The following is an 18,400-nucleotide window of genomic DNA, read 5'->3' as shown; positions in this document are numbered from 1 at the left end:
TTACATTCGAGGTCAGAGGGCTATGGAGCTTGCTATGTCTGTCTTCTAGCTATCTTGTCGCCCCAGCAGGTATTCAGCATAATCCATTTGATGCTGATGATTCTCGTAATAAGTAATCGCTGCTTGTAGTTTCTCGGTAAGATTCTTAGAATGACTTTTTTCTTCTTTGACTTCTTTCATCAGATTTAGCAGTTCTCCTGATTTTCCTTTTTTATGCTTGAGTTCTCGACAATTTTTAACCAACCATTCTTTTTGTTTTGACACGGTATTAGGATGCAACGCTTCTGCCAACGCTCCTAAGTAACCAGAGGCATGATAGAAATCTAATATCTGTTCTTCCGTTTGCTTTTCTAAAAACTTCCAATTTGATTCTGCACCATCTGCTATACCGACCAATTTTGCCTCTGGATAACGTTTTTTTGCTCGCTCAATTTCTCTTTCCAATCTTTCTAGAAAACTCTTTTTTCCATACTCTGGTGCCGCACCTAGATAGGGTCTGCTGAAAAAGTCCACAAAACGAACCTAGATGCCACAGGACGCGAAAAATGGTGACTTCAGAGAGTTGTTTCCAATTTCAACCCCCAGTTTTCCAACGACGTGCATGGGCTTTGAGCCTCCAAAGGCCATAACCTTGCACCTGATCGTTTTTAAAATGCTTGAAAGCATTATCTGGCAAGGGTTCTATACTTATTCAGCAAGCCCTAGATAGATTGTCTGTTGACGTTCTCCCTCACTATCGTATAGGGAAAGGGTTCCCACCATTGCTTCACGGTAGCCCTCTTCGCCTATCAGCATACAGGTTCCATCTAATCCTATTCCCACTGTTGCAATTTGGCTATCCTCCTTGGGCGGGGCATAACTCCACGCTTCTTCTTTTGCCTGTACCACACTTCCTACTGCTTCACTCAATCTTTGGATATAGGATAGCGCTACTTTTCTACCATGATTTTCTAATAAATCATTTTTCACCTCTTTGCCTGCCATCCCTGACATTTTTGAGGATACCTGTTTTGCCAATAATGGCGTTGATGTTATGATTATCCTTGCTTCTCTTTCTAAGGGGCAATACGTTTTTCCTCAAAGGTGAACGCTGATATACATGACGATTCACTATAACCTCACCATAAGGTGTTTGATATTCTTTCGGTTGCTCTCCCTTACTCTTCCAGATTTCTTCACCGATTTTTAAGGGTGAACCATCTGTATCTAAATATTTCAAGGCTTCTTTGCTGGCGATGCAACCTACTTCGTTTAAGCCTTTTTGAATATTTATTTCTGTATCCAACATTGAACGACTTAGTTCTAATGTTAGTTCTATTTTTATCTTTGAACCCTCTACATTAATTAGTTTTGCTGTCATCATTGTTTCCTCTTTGTCACTTTTCATCTCATGTTAACACTTTTCTTTTCCTTCATCAACTAAAGGTCACACCCGTTTAACAGGTTGGTTAATTGGGATATTGTTTGCTTTGGTTGGGGGATTGTTGGGACTGTTAGGAAAAATTGCTTTTTTCCCATCGGCTTAAAGCGATAAACCGGCGATCGCGTTTTTCCTTGTTGTATAATTTGTATTGTTGCTTCGGGAATACTGTCCTATGCCTACTGTCACCGATTCTGAGTTAAAGGAAATAAAAGACCTGATAACTGAGCTTAAGCAAAGTGTGGAAAAAATTAACGAGACTGTAATTGAGATCAAAATTAATCAGGCGAGAATGGATGAGAAGTTAGAGGCTATCAACGATAATATGGCGGAACTCAGAAAACAATCTGAGAAGCAGGATACTCGTCTCTGGGTTCTCATTTCAGCAATGTTTTTGGCTCTATTAGGATTTGTTATAAAATCATCCCTTAATCCTTAACGGCGATCGCATTTTTATCACATTAACATAAAGTAAAGTATTTAAGTGTAGTTAATTTTTTTAAATAAGCGTAGTTAATTTTTTTAAATTCGATGGGTACGATAAGCCGTCACATAAAACCTACACTGTTAATCACGATACTCAAGAATAGTAAGAATAGCGACGGAAATTTCTTGCATTTTGGATGAATCAGCACTGCCCAATTTTTGGATGAATCTTTGTAAATCCACACCTCTAATTTGTAGGGCATCAATGGCGGAAATTTTTGTTAAGCCATTTGTCGTATTTGGCTCAATTTTTATATGCCAAAAATTTTGAGTAAAATAGGGCTTCCAATCGGTAATTGGTGCAATGAGTTTAATCGGTAATTTTCCGACTGCGTTCGAGCTAATGACAACGGCAGGACGACTTTTTCTGATTTCAGCCCCAATGGTCGGATCGAAGTTTACTAACCAAATTTCACCACGTTTTAGGGTTTCGGGCTTAATAGTCAATGATGTCATTGCTTAATAGTTCTTTCCATTCAGAGTTTTCTTGATAGTGATTAACCATTGATTCTGCTTGTTCTTTTAGAATTTTTTGTCGCTCGAAAAGAGGCAATTTTAAAAAGGTAATACGGTCTTCTAGAGAAAGTTCAGATTGCGAAGATTCGGGTATCAGAACCACAATTTCTACGGATTGACCAACGTTAAGATCGGGGTTTTGAATCTCAATTTTGTTGCCAGGTAAAGCGGTTGTAGTTAAGTATAAGGAGGATTTCATCATTGTAAATTCTGATTTTGGGAATTAATTAAGTTAATAAAACGGGAATCATGGCGAATTTTATCAAAGTCGGTGTCATTTTTTGCATCTTCTAAATATTCGGAATCTAGTTTAATTGCTTGTTTTAAGTGGGTGCGACCTTTAGTTGATAAAAGCTGTTGTAATCAGGGTTCTACAGGGAACCCATATTGATCAAGTTTTGCCCAAAATTGACTCCATCGTTCCTTGGTCAATACCAAAGCTCGTAGGCTCAAAATAATTCCTGCTCCTTTTTCCTTCCATCGCATCCCTGAACAACATAATCGTTGTTTGACCAACGTCTTACAAGCTGCTTCCGTAACACCTGAACCAATCGGATACTTTTTCTCTATGTATTCAGCATAATCCATTTGATGCTGATGATTCTCGTAATAAGTAATCGCCGCTTGTAGTTTCTCGGTAAGATTCTTAGAATGACTTTTTTCTTCTTTGACTTCTTTCATCAGATTTAGCAGTTCTCCTGCTTTTCCTTTTTCATGCTTGAGTTCTCGACAATTTTCAGTCAACCATTCTTTTTGTTTTGACACGGTATTCGGATGCAACGCTTCTGCCAAGGCACCTAAGTAACCAGAGGCATGATAGAAATCTAATATCTGTTCTTCCGTTTGCTTTTCTAAAAACTTCCAATTTGATTCTGCCCCGTCTGCTATCCCGACCAATGTTGCCTCTGGATAACGGTTTTTCGCTCGCTCAATTTCTCTTTCTAATCTTTCTAGAAAACTCTTTTTTCCATACTCTGGTGCCGCACCTAGATAGATTGTATGTTGACGTTCGCCTTCACTATCGTATAGGGAAACGGTTCCCACCATTGCTTCACGGTAGCCATCCTCACACATCAGCATACAGGTTCCATCTAATCCTATTCCCACTGTTGCAATTTGGCTATCCTCCTTGGGCGGGGCATAACTCCACGCTTCTTCTTTTGCCTGTACCACACTTCCTACTGCTTCACTCAATCTTTGGATATAGGATAGCGCTACTTTTCTACCATGATTTTCTAATAAATCATTTTTCACCTCTTTGCCTGCCATCCCTGACATTTTTGAGGATACCTGTTTTGCCAATAATGGCGTTGATGTTATGATTATCCTTGCTTCTCTTTCTAAGGGGCAATACGTTTTTCCTCAAAGGTGAACGCTGATATACATGACGATTCACTATAACCTCACCATAAGGTGTTTGATATTCTTTCGGTTGCTCTCCCTTACTCTTCCAGATTTCTTCACCGATTTTTAAGGGTGAACCATCTGTATCTAAATATTTCAAGGCTTCTTTGCTGGCGATGCAACCTACTTCGTTTAAGCCTTTTTGAATATTTATTTCTGTATCCAACATTGAACGACTGAGTTCTAATGTTAGTTCTATTTTTATCTTTGAACCCTCTACATTAATTAGTTTTGCTGTCATCATTGTTTCCTCTTTGTCACTTTTCATCTCATGTTAACACTTTTCTTTTCCTTCATCAACTAAAGGTCGCACCCTTTTAAGTTTTCAATTGCAAGAGCAATTTTTTTGTAAGGCATAGGTACAAGCAACGCATTCCCTCGGTGGTTCCAAGCTTTATACTTATCAGACTTGAATTTCAAAGCATTGTCATAGGAGGTAATCGCTTCTTCGTTTCTGCCTAAATTCCCTAACGCATTCCCTCTGTTGTACCAAGCTTCGTGGTAATCAGGTTTAATTTTCAAGGCGTTGTCATAGGAGGCGATCGCTTCTTCATACCTATCTAGATTAAACAATGCAAGACCTCGGCTATTCCAAGCTTCATAATCACTAGGTCTCATTTTCAGAACATTGTCGTAGGCCGTTATTGATTCCTCATATCTTCCTAAATCTTCAAGAGCAACTCCTTTATTATACAAAGCATTGTATTCATCTGGATAAAATTGTAAAACTCGATCAAATGCAGAAATTGCTTTAATTTGTTCTCCCACCATTGCAAATACTAAACCCATTTCAAACCAAAGTTCAGAAGCTTTATATTTTTCTAAATTTGGAGAATCACTTAAGTAGGCTTTAAGTTCTGCAAGTTTTTCTTTTAGTTCTTTAGATAATGTATCTTGATCTAACGGAAATTCATAAATACCTGATCGCCAATCAAAAAAATCGGGAGCGCGGCGAATAAAATAACGCAGGGCAAACTCAGGTAAACAAAAAACAATAGAAAAAGGAAAATGTTCACGGAATCTTTCACGGCTCAGGTTTAAATGTCCTAAAATACGCGGTACACCAGCCCAAGTTCCCCCATAAACAGCACTTTGACTCAGTAAAAAAAGTCCTTCAGATTCTCTTTCTTCATAACGTAATAGCGACAACTCTAAACCAGAAATAAATAAAATATTGAGATTTTGGTAATTGGGTAAATTAGTGATAAGATTAAAAAGATTATCAACCTCATACGTCAGTGGTAAAACACCTATATTTTTATTTGGTAAATCACGTTTAATATCTTCAATAATAGCCTGAGTTTGGACAGGCGAAGAACGTACAAAATATAAACCAAAACCTTGATTACGATTTAGAGCATTTTGCAAAGACTGATAGGATTCTTCCTTGCTACTCACCACATCTTGATCCCAATCAATAGTAGTTGCAATCATCGTTAATTACCTGATAAATTTTGACTTTTTTCTAGTTCTTTCTTAAATTCCTGAATACCGAGAATCAAGGGATGAACGTCATACCAGCGTTGCATTTCTTCCTGTTCATCAAAATCTACATATTGTAAAATGCAATGATTAAACAGTAACTTGCGATATTCATCATTATTTTTAATAACTTTATTGCGGTAAACGTCCGCTAAAATTTCCCACTGCTTATCTTCAACAGTAGAACGAAAAATGTCTCTGGCTTGAGTAATAGCTCTTTGAGCAGCACGGATTGTAATCGGTAAACTGTTGACATGATCAATCGCTGATTCAATTAAAAACATTAAATTTCTCATGTGACCACCACTCATCAAACACAGCCGCTCTAAAACCTCTTTAGTTTCAAAAATTTCTGTTTCTAAAGAACGAGTTGGAGAAAATTGTTGCACTCTCTTTTCCACAACTGTTTTCATTAAACTGAGTCCTTCTATGCAAGGAGAATTATCTCTTTGTTGTACCATTACCATCGGCAAAGCTAACGGATCACCATCATAAAGATTGCGTAATTCCGTAGCCCGAATAGAATAGGCCAAGGATATAGGAATGGTATAAATAACATGACAAGCTAAACCTTTTAATTGATTAGCTCGGTCTAAAAAAATCTCATCGTGATTGGTTCTATCCGTCTTTAAAACAGGAGCAATCCGATCTAAATTATCTGCAATAATGACTAATTGAGTTTTCCCCTCAGAAAGTTTGCGTTTACCATCTTCAATAAACAAATTCAGGGCATTCAGTAACGTTACCGTATGAGGATTAAGTTTTTCTCGAATCTTAGCTCTTTCGGTCGGTATAGCACGAATATTAGCTGACAATTTAGCAAATAAAGGAATCAAATTTTCTATTTTTAAATCCTGAACGGTAATTTCTAAAGAAGCAATATCTTCTAAATCTCGCCAACGTTCTTCAATCCAACGAAACAAAGGCTGAGTGTCAGCGTCTTTTAGAGCCTTTAACAAATGACGAGTACAGGCAATTAAAATATCCGTGTATTGGGCATCTTCTTGATCAATATCTTCTTCATCTGCTGCAAAATAAACCACAAAACAGCCTTGTCTTTCTAACTCTGCCTTTAATCGCAATAATTCTGTTGATTTACCGCCGCCCCGATGCCCGACATACAATTGACAAGTATTTCGATTCGGCGATCGCAGAATTTTATGGCCAAAATCCCGAATAATATCACTGTCTCCCCGCACTGCTTTTAAGTCAACATAAACAGGATCACCCGCAGGCAGAACCTTATCAGGATCAAACGCATTATAGAGATTGGTAATAAGGTCTTGAGACATCGGCGATCGCCAAAATTGCTTGCTTAAACTATTATAGACAAATTCTCCGCCTTCCTAACCTCTGCAATTATACTTCAAACGTTCATAATCTGAGATTTATCAAAGCGTTGAAATCGTAAGGTGAGCAGAGAATCAAGCTCCTCCTTATATTTTACGTTAGCATCCTCAAGACATCCTGAAATTGCTGCAGAAAACTGCGTAAAATCTTCATAATATTTTGCGTATAAACACTTCTTCTTCACAAACTTCCACAGTCTTTCAATTAAATTCAAGTTAGGAGAATAAGGAGGTAAGTACAGTAACTCTATTCCTAATGATTCTGCCAACTCCTGTACAATTCGGCATTTTTGATAACGAGCATTGTCTAATACCAACGTAATCGGTATTAATAGTCCTAATTCTGCTATCTTTTCTAGGAGTTCACAAACCTGAGTTCCCGTAATATAAAAACTGTTCGTTACCATAATTACTTCATGGGTAATTGCATTTAATGCTCCTAACACATTAAAACGTTTTCTCCCTGATGGTGACTTAATAAAAATCCTCTTGAAGCACCATATAAAATTTACAAATGCTCCCATTACAAAATGAGAGGCATCTACAAAGAAAACTGCCCTTTTTCCTGCTTTTGCCTCTTCTAGCCTTGGTTCTAGCTCTTTTTCTCTATAGCTATCCTGAGCTTCTACATCTGCTTTTGATGGAATTGTTCCCACCTTTAGACACCTCATTCCTATTGACTTTAAAAATTTTCTGACTTGCGTCGGACTTCTTTTTATTCCTGTTAATTCTTCTATTCTTTTTACTGCTTCATTTATTGTTGCTGGTGGATTTGACTCAAAATATGCCTCAATTGTCCCTTGATGCTCTGTTAACTCGCTTTTCGGGCGATTAAATTTTATTTCTTTTAGTTTTTCTATCCCGCCCTCTTGATAATCACGGATATAGCTTGTCACCGTATTTACTGAAACTCCTGCGAATTGAGCAATTTTTTGATGAGACAATCCCTGACTTTTTAGCCATAAAACTTCCATCTTTAGCTGCACTCTAGGATGCGGGTGATTAAACCGACCGTAAGACAACAGTCTTTTGTCTTCTTCTGTAAATTCTAACTTAATCATTTCTCAGCCTCTTGACTAATTTTTCTATTTTTATTATATTATCTCTTATTTTTAGAATTCGCAACCTGTGACCGTGTTTAGTATATCATAGAAATTGTCCTCCACCTCCGCCCTTTGTAACGGAACCGCGATAAAGTGGCACAAATAAATCTATCCGAACTTCCCGAAAATCTGCAAAGTTTCCTCAACCAAGCTCAAACCACTGGCGAAATTTTGACCATCACCCAAAATGGTATCCCATACGCGACTATTTCTCCCATCAAAAAAAGTAAACGAGCCACCTTTGGAGCCATGAAAAACACGGGTAAAATTGTGGGAGATATTGTTGAACCAACGGCCAATTTAATCACTTGGGACGCTTTAGAATGAGACTTTTATTAGATACCCATATTTGGGTTTGGTATCTTCTGGGTGACTCTTGCCTTTCAACAACTTTAGCGAAAGCGATCGCCCTTCTCAAACTCAACAAAACGCGATCGTACTTCTCAAACTTAATAAAAAACGATCGCCTTTAAATTGTTTGCCAATCTTCTACTTCAGTAAAGAGGGATAGGTGTTTTTTGTTACTGGTGGCAATGATCACTTCATAACCGAGATTTTTTAAAGTAAGAGCTTGAGACGCTAAAATCACATCTCCATCTAAAGCCTGATTATCGGCAGTTGGTTTTCCCTGTTGTCTGGCTTTAGCCCATAGTTCGGCGGCTTTTAACATAATTTCTGTGGTGATCGGTAGATAGAGAATTTCTGATTTAAGCTGCTCTAATCTCCTTAAATCTGACAGTTTATTTGCTCTCAATAATTCTCGTCTAATTTCATAATCTACGATTTTAGGTAATATCACTTTGTACCTTCCTTGAAGTAGTGTGTAAAACCATTGTTGACAATCCTTTGCTAAAGAATTAGATTTGGGATTGGTAATTAATCACACTGGTGATGAGTCGAGAATAATGATTTTTTCCATTATTTTAAATGGCTACTCTTTCTAAATTTTGAATAATTTCTAAGGTTTCTTGTTGATCTTGCTTCATCATTGAACTGATCCCAAGAGTCAAATAATTTTTTGATTTTTTCGGCTTGGTTTTCTGGAATTTCTGTTTTTAATTGTTCAAGGGCATTTTCCCAATTATGTTCAGATTGAAATAAAATGTTTTTTACAACTTCTAATGAATAGGTTGAGTCATCTTTTTGTTCTGCTTTGGCTTGTCTTAAGTCTTCCAAATCCTCTAAGTCTTCTAACAATTTTTGGATTTGTTGAAATTCGGCATAGGGCAAAACCACAAAACCTTGTCCGTTCTTGGTTAAGGGTTCTGGATGTAATTGGAGCATTGTTTTACTTACCTCAGTAATTCATAATTTTGCTAAAGGTTAACCCAGTTTAATCTAAAGTCTTTGAATGCGATCGCCACTTTAAACTTCCTTAAAACAGCGATCGCTCTTGATTAAGCTACAGCCTAAGTACAGGACAAAAGGCTTGAAAAGTATAAGAGAAAGGGGTTTCATGGAAGATGAACGTAATGTAAGAAAACCCATGAACCAATATAACGCATTGAAACAAGCCCTAAAACCCCATTTGGGATGGCATGGTGCCAGACTCTCCTTCCTAGCCTTGTTCTTACTCGCCCTCCTCAAAGTGAAAACGGTTAACCTTAAAGAATTGGCCCTGGGTTTTGAAGGTCGGGCATTGGTGGATTCTCATTACAAACGCTTACAACGCTTTTTCTCAGGATTTGAGCTGGATTACCATCACATTGCCCGTATTGTAGTCAGTTGGCTGGATATCCCTCAACCTTGGGTATTAAGTATTGACCGCACAACCTGGGAGTTTGGCAGTCATGGTTATAATATCCTCACTGTCGGCATTGTCCATGAAGGAGTAGCCATTCCCATCTTGTGGTGGATGCTTAGCAAGAAAAAGGGCAATTCTAACAGTGATGAACGAATGCGTTTTATCGAGGAGATGCTCAAGATTTTTCCCACCGCCCTGATTCGTTGTTTATGTGGCGACCGTGAGTTTATTGGTCAGGCTTGGCTTCGCTATCTTCTGCTCGAACCGCTACTGGCTTTCTGTCTGAGAATTCGGGCTACGGACAAGATTGAGCACAATGGCAAGCTTTTGGCCGCCAAAGTCATTTTTGCCCATCTTGCTATTGGTGAATCTCAACGTCTTCAAGGGAGTTGTCGGGTTTGGGGATATCCTGTTTCTGTAGAGGCTCTTCGCTTGCCTGATAATTCTCTACTCATCGTCATTGGACATCCCGATTCCCAAGGTCTTATTCACGATTATGCCCTGCGTTGGGGCATTGAAACCCTTTTTGGCATCTTTAAGACTCGTGGCTTTTGCTTGGAATCTACTCACTTTACTGACCCCAAGCGTCTTCGTAAGCTTTTGGCTTTACTGACTTTAGCTTTGGCTTGGTCTCTCAAAACTGGTCTAGCAATTCATCATCTTCATCCCATTCCCCTCAAGAAACATGGTCGCCTAGCGCAGAGTCTTTTTCGTCTTGGTTTTGACCATCTTCGTCATCTTGTTCTTAATCCTTCTCTACCCAATTTTTCTCTTTTTCTCGACTCCCTACATTTTTTGTCCTGTACTTAGATTAAATTTACCAGTAATGGTGGCATTAGTGTTAAGTATAGTGTATCGTCAAATAGCGGGTATAAGTGAAGCGGTAAGACTGTTAGAGGAAGAGGGATTGCTATGGGTAGCATCATTAAAAGTAAGCAAACAGGCAGTATCAAAAAGAATGATGAATGTGCCAGCCGAAATATTTGCAATATTACTAAAAGAAGTGTTAGAAAAAGCAGCCGAAAAAGGGAAGAAGCTCGAAGCTCCAAGTAGGAGAAAAATGGGAAAAAATAAGAGAAAAGTTTAGTGCAGTGTGGATAGCAGATGGCTAAACGCTAGAGCAGATAAGGAAAAATATGAAAATAAGTAAAGAAGAAAAGAGTAAATTGGGGGGTAAAATAATGATGGTAGTGGAAGCCTTTACCCAAAGACCCGTTACTTTATGGTACACAGAAAATGATAAAATATGGTGTGAAGAATTGGCAGCTAAATTACCAGAAAATGGTTTAATTCTCGTAGATATGGGATTTTTTAGCTTTGTGTGGTTTGATTTGTTAACAGAAGCTAAAAAGTTTTTTCTAACCAGATTTAGAGCGGGTACATCTTACAAAACCAAACAAGTATTGTCTCAAGGTAGTCATTACAGAGATGAGATTATCATTATGGGAAATTACCGTTCTAATCCTTGCAAGCATCCGGTGAGATTAGTCTCAGTATTATGGGGAACAATCTGGTATCAGTATTTAGGGCTTGCTGAAAAAGTCAAAAAACGAAAGAAATGTGGGTTAGGGAAGTATGGACTGAAAAAGCATAGATAACTTATCCTTATGGAAACAAATCAAAATACAGATTTTGTTTAATCTATTGTTCCTTTCTGTCTAAAAAGGTCAACACAAATCACTCCTCACAAAAGAGAGGAAAATTAACACCATTTTTCACAAGAAAAACGACTCTACAACTTTTTACTTTTTGTCTTCTGAAGTAGAGTAGAAAGATTCATTACCAAAAAGTTCATCGCAATTACCGTTTCCGAGGTCTCAGGTAGTTTGGCCATCACTCGACCAAGACTAAATTTCCTCTTTCCCTGTCCGAATTTACCCTCAATGGCATTACGCACTCTTTCATCTGAGCGTGCCTCTTTCTTTTTTTCTTTGCTCACCTCTTTCGGCGGTCTTCCCAATCGGGGACCACTCATTCTTATATCCCTTTCTTTACAATAAGCTCGATTCGCTTTTGTTCGATAGATTTTATCCACATGAACCGATTCCGGATAACATCCTGTTTCCCTTTTATATTCTTCTATTCGCGCTTGTAAATCTCCCGATTCGTTGTAATTATCCCAACTTAATTTGTCTAAGAAGACAAAGCCATTCACATTACTTGCCGATATTTTAGCTCCAAACTCTACTGCTTTTCCCGCTTTTCCACGCACTATTGGACGCACGTGAGGTTGGCTTACACTCACAATTCTGTTTTCTACTTTATTTGTCTTTTTTTCATACATTTCTAACTGTTGCTCATACACTTTTCCTATCGTTACAAGCTCTTCTTGCTCTTTTTTCGTTAGTTTTTCTAACTTTGCTCCCTCTTCTATCATTTTTTCTATATCAGACAAGTTTCTTTTTATATATCCTAGTTGTTTTTTTGTTCCTTTTCTTCTTTCTTTTTTTGACACACGACGTTTTTTTGCTATGGCTAAGTACTCTTTTCTTGCCACTTCCCTATAAGTCCTCGGCTTTTCTTTCCTTTTCTCTTTTATTTCTTCATACAGCTTATCTATTATTTTTTCTGTTTTTTCTCTGGCATCATTCAATATTCCTATATCCGTTGGATATTTTATATCTGCTGGTGTACAAGTCGCATCTAACAATAACTTTCCTTCATTTTCTTTTTTTTCTGACGCTACACCCGTCGCTTTTTTTCTATTTCTTTATTAATTTTATTTATTAATTCCATTCCTATTTTTTTACGAAAATGAACCATCATTGACGCATTAAATGCTTCTTTGCTACTATAGCTTTCCATTCCTATAAAGTACTGTAAATAAGGGTTCTCTTTTATTTGTTCTACTGTTTCTCTGTCACTTTTTCCTGAAATTTCTTTGATAATTAATGCTCCTAATGCCATTCTAAATGATTTGGCTGGGGCTCCTTTTTTTTCTGTGAAGTTTTTTGCATATTCTTCCTCATATTCTTCCCAAAGAATCATTTTTGACATTTCTATCCAACGATTTTCTTCGTCTAACTGCCCGCCGAACAGATTTTTCAAGTTTTCTGGTGTTTCAATTGAGTACTGTTGCTTTCGGTACATCTGCTTTCTCTCTTCTTAATGCAATGGTTTTGAGGCATTCTACCCTATTTTCGTGCATTCTAGCGGTTCTTAATTCGCCTACTATTTTTCTCCGTAAAGGTTTCAGCTTTTTTCAGCAAGCCCTATCTATTATTTTTTCTGTTTTTTCTCTGGCTTCATTCAATATTCCTATATCCGTTGGATATTTTATATCGGCTGGTGTACAAGTCGCATCTAACAATAACTTACCTTCATTTTCTTCTTTTTTTTTTCTACTCCCTCAACCTTCTTTACCATTTCTTTATTGATTTTATTTGTTAATTCCATCCCTATTCTTTTACGAAAATTAACCATCGTTGATGCTTCAAACGGCTCCTCGCTACTGTAGCTCTCTATTCCGATAAAGTATTGTAAATACGGATTTTCTTTTTATTGCTCTACTGTTTCTCTATCACTTATTCCTAACATTTCTTTAATGATTAATGCCCCTAATGCTATTCTAAATGATTTTGCTGGTGCTCCTTTTTCTTCTTTGAAATTTTTAGCATATTCTCCTTCAAATTCCTCCCAGTGAATCATTTTTGACATTTTTATCCAACGATTTTCTTCGTCCAATTTCCCCTCAAACAGGTTTTTGAAGTTTTCCAGTGTTTTTTCTGTGTACTGTTCTTTGCGATACATACTGTTGAGGGGAGGGATGCAGGGTTTTCGGCTCATTTTAGCTTATTTTCCTACACCTTTGACATTGTTATTATGGCTATACTCTTTTCTCTATAAGGGTTTTAGCCTTTTTCAGTGGGTGCGACCTTTAGTTGATAAAAGCTGTTGTAATCAGGGTTCTACAGGGAACCCATATTGATCAAGTTTTGCCCAAAATTGACTCCATCGTTCCTTGGTCAATACCAAAGCTCGTAGGCTCAAAATAATTCCTGCTCCTTTTTCCTTCCATCGCATCCCTGAACAACATAATCGTTGTTTGACCAACGTCTTACAAGCTGCTTCCGTAACACCTGAACCAATCGGATACTTTTTCTCTATGTATTCAGCATAATCCATTTGATGCTGATGATTCTCGTAATAAGTAATCGCTGCTTGTAGTTTCTCGGTAAGATTCTTAGAATGACTTTTTTCTTCTTTGACTTCTTTCATCAGATTTAGCAGTTCTCCTGCTTTTCCTTTTTCATGCTTGAGTTCTCGACAATTTTCAGTCAACCATTCTTTTTGTTTTGACACGGTATTCGGATGCAACGCTTCTGCCAAGGCACCTAAGTAACCAGAGGCATGATAGAAATCTAATATCTGTTCTTCCGTTTGCTTTTCTAAAAACTTCCAATTTGATTCTGCCCCGTCTGCTATCCCGACCAATGTTGCCTCTGGATAACGGTTTTTCGCTCGCTCAATTTCTCTTTCTAATCTTTCTAGAAAACTCTTTTTTCCATACTCTGGTGCCGCACCTAGATAGATTGTAGGTTGACGTTCGCCTTCACTATCGTATAGGGAAACGGTTCCCACCATTGCTTCACGGTAGCCATCCTCACACATCAGCATACAGGTTCCATCTAATCCTATTCCCACTGTTGCAATTTGGCTATCCTCCTTGGGCGGGGCATAACTCCACGCTTCTTCTTTTGCCTGTACCACACTTCCTACTGCTTCACTCAATCTTTGGATATAGGATAGCGCTACTTTTCTACCATGATTTTCTAATAAATCATTTTTCACCTCTTTGCCTGCCATCCCTGACATTTTTGAGGATACCTGTTTTGCCAATAATGGCGTTGATGTTATGATTATCCTTGCTTCTCTTTCTAAGGGGCAATACGTTTTTCCTCAAAGGTGAACGCTGATATACATGACGATTCACTATAACCTCACCATAAGGTGTTTGATATTCTTTCGGTTGCTCTCCCTTACTCTTCCAGATTTCTTCACCGATTTTTAAGGGTGAACCATCTGTATCTAAATAGGGCTTGCTGAAAAAAGCTGAAACCTTTACGGAGAAAAATAGTAGGCGAATTAAGAACCGCTAGAATGCACGAAAATAGGGTAGAATGCCTCAAAACCATTGCATTAAGAAGAGAGAAAGCAGATGTACCGAAAGCAACAGTACTCAATTGAAACACCAGAAAACTTGAAAAATCTGTTCGGCGGGCAGTTAGACGAAGAAAATCGTTGGATAGAAATGTCAAAAATGATTCTTTGGGAAGAATATGAGGAAGAATATGCAAAAAACTTCACAGAAAAAAAAGGAGCCCCAGCCAAATCATTTAGAATGGCATTAGGAGCATTAATTATCAAAGAAATTTCAGGAAAAAGTGACAGAGAAACAGTAGAACAAATAAAAGAAAACCCTTATTTACAGTACTTTATAGGAATGGAAAGCTATAGTAGCAAAGAAGCATTTAATGCGTCAATGATGGTTCATTTTCGTAAAAAAATAGGAATGGAATTAATAAATAAAATTAATAAAGAAATAGAAAAAAAAGCGACGGGTGTAGCGTCAGAAAAAAAAGAAAATGAAGGAAAGTTATTGTTAGATGCGACTTGTACACCAGCAGATATAAAATATCCAACGGATATAGGAATATTGAATGATGCCAGAGAAAAAACAGAAAAAATAATAGATAAGCTGTATGAAGAAATAAAAGAGAAAAGGAAAGAAAAGCCGAGGACTTATAGGGAAGTGGCAAGAAAAGAGTACTTAGCCATAGCAAAAAAACGTCGTGTGTCAAAAAAAGAAAGAAGAAAAGGAACAAAAAAACAACTAGGATATATAAAAAGAAACTTGTCTGATATAGAAAAAATGATAGAAGAGGGAGCAAAGTTAGAAAAACTAACGAAAAAAGAGCAAGAAGAGCTTGTAACGATAGGAAAAGTGTATGAGCAACAGTTAGAAATGTATGAAAAAAAGACAAATAAAGTAGAAAACAGAATTGTGAGTGTAAGCCAACCTCACGTGCGTCCAATAGTGCGTGGAAAAGCGGGAAAAGCAGTAGAGTTTGGAGCTAAAATATCGGCAAGTAATGTGAATGGCTTTGTCTTCTTAGACAAATTAAGTTGGGATAATTACAACGAATCGGGAGATTTACAAGCGCGAATAGAAGAATATAAAAGGGAAACAGGATGTTATCCGGAATCGGTTCATGTGGATAAAATCTATCGAACAAAAGCGAATCGAGCTTATTGTAAAGAAAGGGATATAAGAATGAGTGGTCCCCGATTGGGAAGACCGCCGAAAGAGGTGAGCAAAGAAAAAAAGAAAGAGGCACGCTCAGATGAAAGAGTGCGTAATGCCATTGAGGGTAAATTCGGACAGGGAAAGAGGAAATTTAGTCTTGGTCGAGTGATGGCCAAACTACCTGAGACCTCGGAAACGGTAATTGCGATGAACTTTTTGGTAATGAATCTTTCTACTCTACTTCAGAAGACAAAAAGTAAAAAGTTGTAGAGTCGTTTTTCTTGTGAAAAATGGTGTTAATTTTCCTCTCTTTTGTGAGGAGTGATTTGTGTTGACCTTTTTAGACAGAAAGGAACAATAGATTAAACAAAATCTGTATTTTGATTTGTTTCCATAAGGATAAGTTATCTATGCTTTTTCAGTCCATACTTCCCTAACCCACATTTCTTTCGTTTTTTGACTTTTTCAGCAAGCCCTAAATATTTCAAGGCTTCTTTGCTGGCGATGCAACCTACTTCGTTTAAGCCTTTTTGAATATTTATTTCTGTATCCAACATTGAACGACTTAGTTCTATTTTTATCTTTGAACCCTCTACATTAATTAGTTTTGCTGTCATCATTGTTTCCTCTTTGTCACTTTTCATCTCATGTTAACACTTTTCTTTTCCTTCATCAACTAAAGGTCACACCCCTAGCCGTTTTCAGTAAGCCCTAATTATCTACAGGTGGGAATATTTCGTACCTAACCAGAATAATTTCGTACCCAAAATAAGCTCGCAAAGCAATCAAAGAGCAACAGGAAATATTTGATACTGAAAATTTAGAGTCCCGATTTAGCAGGACGATGTGTTACCCAAAGTTGTAAACGACCAATCAAATAATCTAAAACTAAGCCTGTAATGCCAATTACAAAAACTGCTAAAAATACAGAACTGAGGTTTAAACGATTCCATTCATCCCAGAGAAAGAAGCCAATACCGACTCCTCCTGTTAGCATTTCTACCGCCACAATGACCAGCCAGGCAATTCCTAAACTAAGTCTTAATCCTGTAAAAATGTAGGGTAAACTGGCAGGTAAAATAATTTTGAAGATCTGACGGTGTTGGGGCATTTCTAAAACTGCGGCCACGTCTAAATAATCCTGGGGAACACTGGCAACCCCTAATGCTGTATTAATAATCGTTGACCAGAGAGAAGTGATAAAAATAACAAAAATGGCTGACGGTTCCGCTACGCCAAACATCGCTAAGGCGATCGGCAACCAGGCCAGGGGAGAAACGGGTCGCAAAATCTGAATAATCGGGTTAATAATCAACATTGCCGTTCTTGATAGCCCAATTAAAAAACCCAGGGGAATAGCAACGGCGGCTCCCAATAAAAAACCAAGACAAACCCGTCTCAAGCTGGCTAACAGTAACCACCCAATGCCCAAATCTCCCGGCCCCTTTTGATAAAAAGGATTAAGGATATAGTGCAAATTACTCGTAAAAGCTTCTAAGGGGGTAGGCATTAATTCACTGCGAAAAGTCGCAATGATCCACCACAGGGTAATTAAGCCTAAAAAGCCGAGGGCTGGGAATAGGACAACATCTCGTAAAACGATAGGTTTAAGTTTTTTCCAACCAGCTTGGGCAGCTAGGGTAAAAATAGCAAGGTTCATCGAAACACTTCCTTTTCAAGATTAGGTACAAAAGTAGCGAGCAGCACCTATCAAGAATACTGAGTCTAGCCAGAAAAAATCTGTCGAGAAACAATCTTCCCTCAATGCCGACGAAGTTAGCTGACGGGCTAGAACTGAGAGATGTCCTTTTCTGGAAACCTTAACGATTTCCCTGAAATAAGCCCCAGAATTTGGTTCCTCCGCTCCAATATCATTGGATTAGGCTGATTTGCTCTATTTAGACATGAAGTCTAGCACAACTTTTGGCAATAGAGAAGATTTTTTCTGAAAAAAGCAAATAGAAAAGTATTTTGTCATTCGCAAAAATCAATGATCAACAATGGCGTCATTTTGTACGCACACTTGTATTGTCATTGCTGCCATAAGCAAGATTGTTTTTTGCTTTTCTTTGCACTTTTAGGATGGAGTTAATGTCAAAAGTATCGCCTAAAGCTGATCGCCCTGCTCAGACAGAAATTGACTGTTCAGTTGTTGGCGATTATGCTCAAATAAGTTAAGATATCTCTCTTGTGTTACTTTAGGAAATGATTTTAAATCTCAAATCCTACAACCCTTGCTCAACAAGGATTCTGTCGTTATTTCTGAGGATAAAATAAAATATGTGTGGTTCTTCGGTAGGTATTATGCAAATAAAGAAAAAAACTTAATTAGTCAGACAAAAAAAGAAGAGGATAACAGTCAAAACCCTTACAGTAAAAGAATTATGAGAAATTTAGAAGATAAATAGATTGTATAAAATCTAACTTTATCCTAAAATGAGAAGAGAAAAGCTATGAGAAAAAAACAATGCTAGACAAAATTCTGAACCTAAAAGACATAATTATTGAGTGGTGCCAACACATTGAAGATATTGGTATATATTTCCATGTAAAAGGAAGAAATGAGAAAGCAATTTGTCCTCGGTGTGGAGAAGTAAGTGATAAAATCCATCAAAAGTATTTTCAATTAAATTAAATTTTGGTGAATAA

General features: G+C 37.5%; 19 protein-coding genes, 4 pseudogenes and 1 riboswitch. Of the genes and pseudogenes, 6 read left to right on the top strand and 17 right to left on the bottom strand.

The features are described 5' to 3' along the window. Positions 1–45: 45 nt before the first annotated feature. The 3 genes from KA717_19665 to KA717_19655 all read right to left on the bottom strand — a co-directional run bounded on the left by KA717_19665 (position 46) and on the right by KA717_19655 (position 1,387). A complete protein-coding gene (locus KA717_19665) occupies positions 46–513 on the bottom strand; it encodes a hypothetical protein (GenBank protein UXE64485.1) in 468 nt (155 codons plus the stop codon). Positions 514–687: 174 nt separating this feature from the next. Continuing rightward, a complete protein-coding gene (locus KA717_19660) occupies positions 688–993 on the bottom strand; it encodes a hypothetical protein (protein ID UXE64484.1) in 306 nt (101 codons plus the stop codon). Then, positions 959–1,387: a hypothetical protein gene (locus KA717_19655; GenBank protein UXE64483.1), complete on the bottom strand. Its 429-nt coding sequence runs from the start codon at positions 1,385–1,387 to the stop codon at positions 959–961. Before KA717_19655 ends, KA717_19660 begins: the two co-directional genes overlap by 35 nt. A gap of 208 nt (positions 1,388–1,595) precedes the next feature. On the opposite strand from KA717_19655, the gene KA717_19650 reads away from it, so the two are divergent. Further along, positions 1,596–1,859 carry a hypothetical protein gene (locus KA717_19650; protein ID UXE64482.1) on the top strand — a complete coding sequence of 88 codons (264 nt, stop codon included), beginning with the start codon at positions 1,596–1,598 and terminating at the stop codon, positions 1,857–1,859. 128 nt (positions 1,860–1,987) lie between these two features. On the opposite strand, the gene KA717_19645 is transcribed toward KA717_19650, so the two are convergent. The 6 genes and pseudogenes from KA717_19645 to KA717_19620 all read right to left on the bottom strand — a co-directional run bounded on the left by KA717_19645 (position 1,988) and on the right by KA717_19620 (position 7,718). Beyond that, positions 1,988–2,353 (bottom strand): type II toxin-antitoxin system PemK/MazF family toxin, encoded by a 366-nt coding sequence (locus KA717_19645; protein ID UXE64481.1) that lies wholly within the window; start codon positions 2,351–2,353, stop codon positions 1,988–1,990. Further along, on the bottom strand, positions 2,343–2,624 hold the full coding sequence (locus KA717_19640) for a hypothetical protein (protein ID UXE64480.1): 282 nt from the start codon (positions 2,622–2,624) through the stop codon (positions 2,343–2,345). The genes KA717_19645 and KA717_19640 overlap by 11 nt, the downstream gene beginning before the upstream one ends. 161 nt (positions 2,625–2,785) lie before the next feature. Beyond that, positions 2,786–4,067: pseudogene (locus KA717_19635) on the bottom strand (ISKra4 family transposase). 59 nt (positions 4,068–4,126) lie between these two features. After that, entirely contained in the window at positions 4,127–5,260 is a 1,134-nt protein-coding gene (locus KA717_19630) for a tetratricopeptide repeat protein (GenBank protein ID UXE64479.1), read from the bottom strand. Between the two features lie 2 nt (positions 5,261–5,262). Further along, positions 5,263–6,600 (bottom strand): ATP-binding protein, encoded by a 1,338-nt coding sequence (locus KA717_19625; GenBank protein UXE64478.1) that lies wholly within the window; start codon positions 6,598–6,600, stop codon positions 5,263–5,265. A gap of 74 nt (positions 6,601–6,674) precedes the next feature. Further along, the gene (locus KA717_19620; protein UXE64477.1) at positions 6,675–7,718 is read right to left on the bottom strand and encodes an IS630 family transposase; all 1,044 of its coding nucleotides are present in this window, start codon (positions 7,716–7,718) and stop codon (positions 6,675–6,677) included. A gap of 135 nt (positions 7,719–7,853) precedes the next feature. On the opposite strand from KA717_19620, the gene KA717_19615 reads away from it, so the two are divergent. After that, a complete protein-coding gene (locus tag KA717_19615; GenBank protein ID UXE64476.1) occupies positions 7,854–8,087 on the top strand; it encodes a type II toxin-antitoxin system Phd/YefM family antitoxin in 234 nt (77 codons plus the stop codon). A gap of 142 nt (positions 8,088–8,229) precedes the next feature. On the opposite strand, the gene KA717_19610 is transcribed toward KA717_19615, so the two are convergent. After that, positions 8,230–8,559, bottom strand: a complete 330-nt coding sequence (locus tag KA717_19610) for a nuclease (protein ID UXE64475.1) — start codon at positions 8,557–8,559, stop codon at positions 8,230–8,232. Between the two features lie 119 nt (positions 8,560–8,678). Continuing rightward, positions 8,679–8,990 (bottom strand): hypothetical protein, encoded by a 312-nt coding sequence (locus tag KA717_19605; protein UXE64474.1) that lies wholly within the window; start codon positions 8,988–8,990, stop codon positions 8,679–8,681. Between the two features lie 256 nt (positions 8,991–9,246). Between KA717_19605 and KA717_19600 the strand changes: the two genes are divergently transcribed. From KA717_19600 to KA717_19590, 3 genes are read left to right on the top strand one after another with little or no spacing between them, the layout of a single operon-like run. Beyond that, positions 9,247–10,314 carry an IS4 family transposase gene (locus KA717_19600; GenBank protein UXE64721.1) on the top strand — a complete coding sequence of 356 codons (1,068 nt, stop codon included), beginning with the start codon at positions 9,247–9,249 and terminating at the stop codon, positions 10,312–10,314. Between the two features lie 16 nt (positions 10,315–10,330). Continuing rightward, positions 10,331–10,591: a hypothetical protein gene (locus tag KA717_19595; protein ID UXE64473.1), complete on the top strand. Its 261-nt coding sequence runs from the start codon at positions 10,331–10,333 to the stop codon at positions 10,589–10,591. A gap of 49 nt (positions 10,592–10,640) precedes the next feature. Next, complete coding sequence (locus KA717_19590; GenBank protein UXE64472.1) at positions 10,641–11,102, top strand: hypothetical protein; 462 nt, start codon at positions 10,641–10,643, stop codon at positions 11,100–11,102. Between the two features lie 155 nt (positions 11,103–11,257). Here KA717_19590 and KA717_19585 read toward each other — a convergent pair. From KA717_19585 to KA717_19570, 4 genes and pseudogenes are all read right to left on the bottom strand, one after another. Beyond that, positions 11,258–12,594, bottom strand: a pseudogene (locus KA717_19585) (IS5 family transposase). Between the two features lie 124 nt (positions 12,595–12,718). Continuing rightward, a pseudogene (locus tag KA717_19580) lies at positions 12,719–13,254 on the bottom strand (transposase). A 150-nt stretch (positions 13,255–13,404) separates the two neighbouring features. After that, a complete protein-coding gene (locus tag KA717_19575; GenBank protein UXE64471.1) occupies positions 13,405–14,319 on the bottom strand; it encodes an ISKra4 family transposase in 915 nt (304 codons plus the stop codon). Continuing rightward, positions 14,285–14,437, bottom strand: a complete 153-nt coding sequence (locus KA717_19570; GenBank protein ID UXE64470.1) for a hypothetical protein — start codon at positions 14,435–14,437, stop codon at positions 14,285–14,287. Before KA717_19570 ends, KA717_19575 begins: the two co-directional genes overlap by 35 nt. A 225-nt stretch (positions 14,438–14,662) precedes the next feature. On the opposite strand from KA717_19570, the pseudogene KA717_19565 reads away from it, so the two are divergent. Then, positions 14,663–16,000 (top strand): annotated as a pseudogene (locus KA717_19565) (IS5 family transposase). Between the two features lie 155 nt (positions 16,001–16,155). On the opposite strand, the gene KA717_19560 reads toward KA717_19565, so the two are convergent. Together KA717_19560 and ntrB are read right to left on the bottom strand one after the other, a co-directional pair. Further along, positions 16,156–16,395, bottom strand: a complete 240-nt coding sequence (locus KA717_19560; GenBank protein ID UXE64469.1) for a hypothetical protein — start codon at positions 16,393–16,395, stop codon at positions 16,156–16,158. A 176-nt stretch (positions 16,396–16,571) separates the two neighbouring features. Then, positions 16,572–17,411 (bottom strand): nitrate ABC transporter permease, encoded by an 840-nt coding sequence (ntrB, locus tag KA717_19555; protein UXE64468.1) that lies wholly within the window; start codon positions 17,409–17,411, stop codon positions 16,572–16,574. Between the two features lie 90 nt (positions 17,412–17,501). Further along, positions 17,502–17,647, bottom strand: a riboswitch (cyclic di-AMP (ydaO/yuaA leader). Positions 17,648–18,400 lie beyond the last annotated feature (753 nt).

Source organism: Woronichinia naegeliana WA131 (assembly GCA_025370055.1).
GTDB classification, from domain to species: Bacteria; Cyanobacteriota; Cyanobacteriia; order Cyanobacteriales; family Microcystaceae; genus Woronichinia; species Woronichinia naegeliana.
Note: the sequence above shows the minus strand (reverse complement) of the source record. Positions and strands in the feature narration are given on the sequence as shown.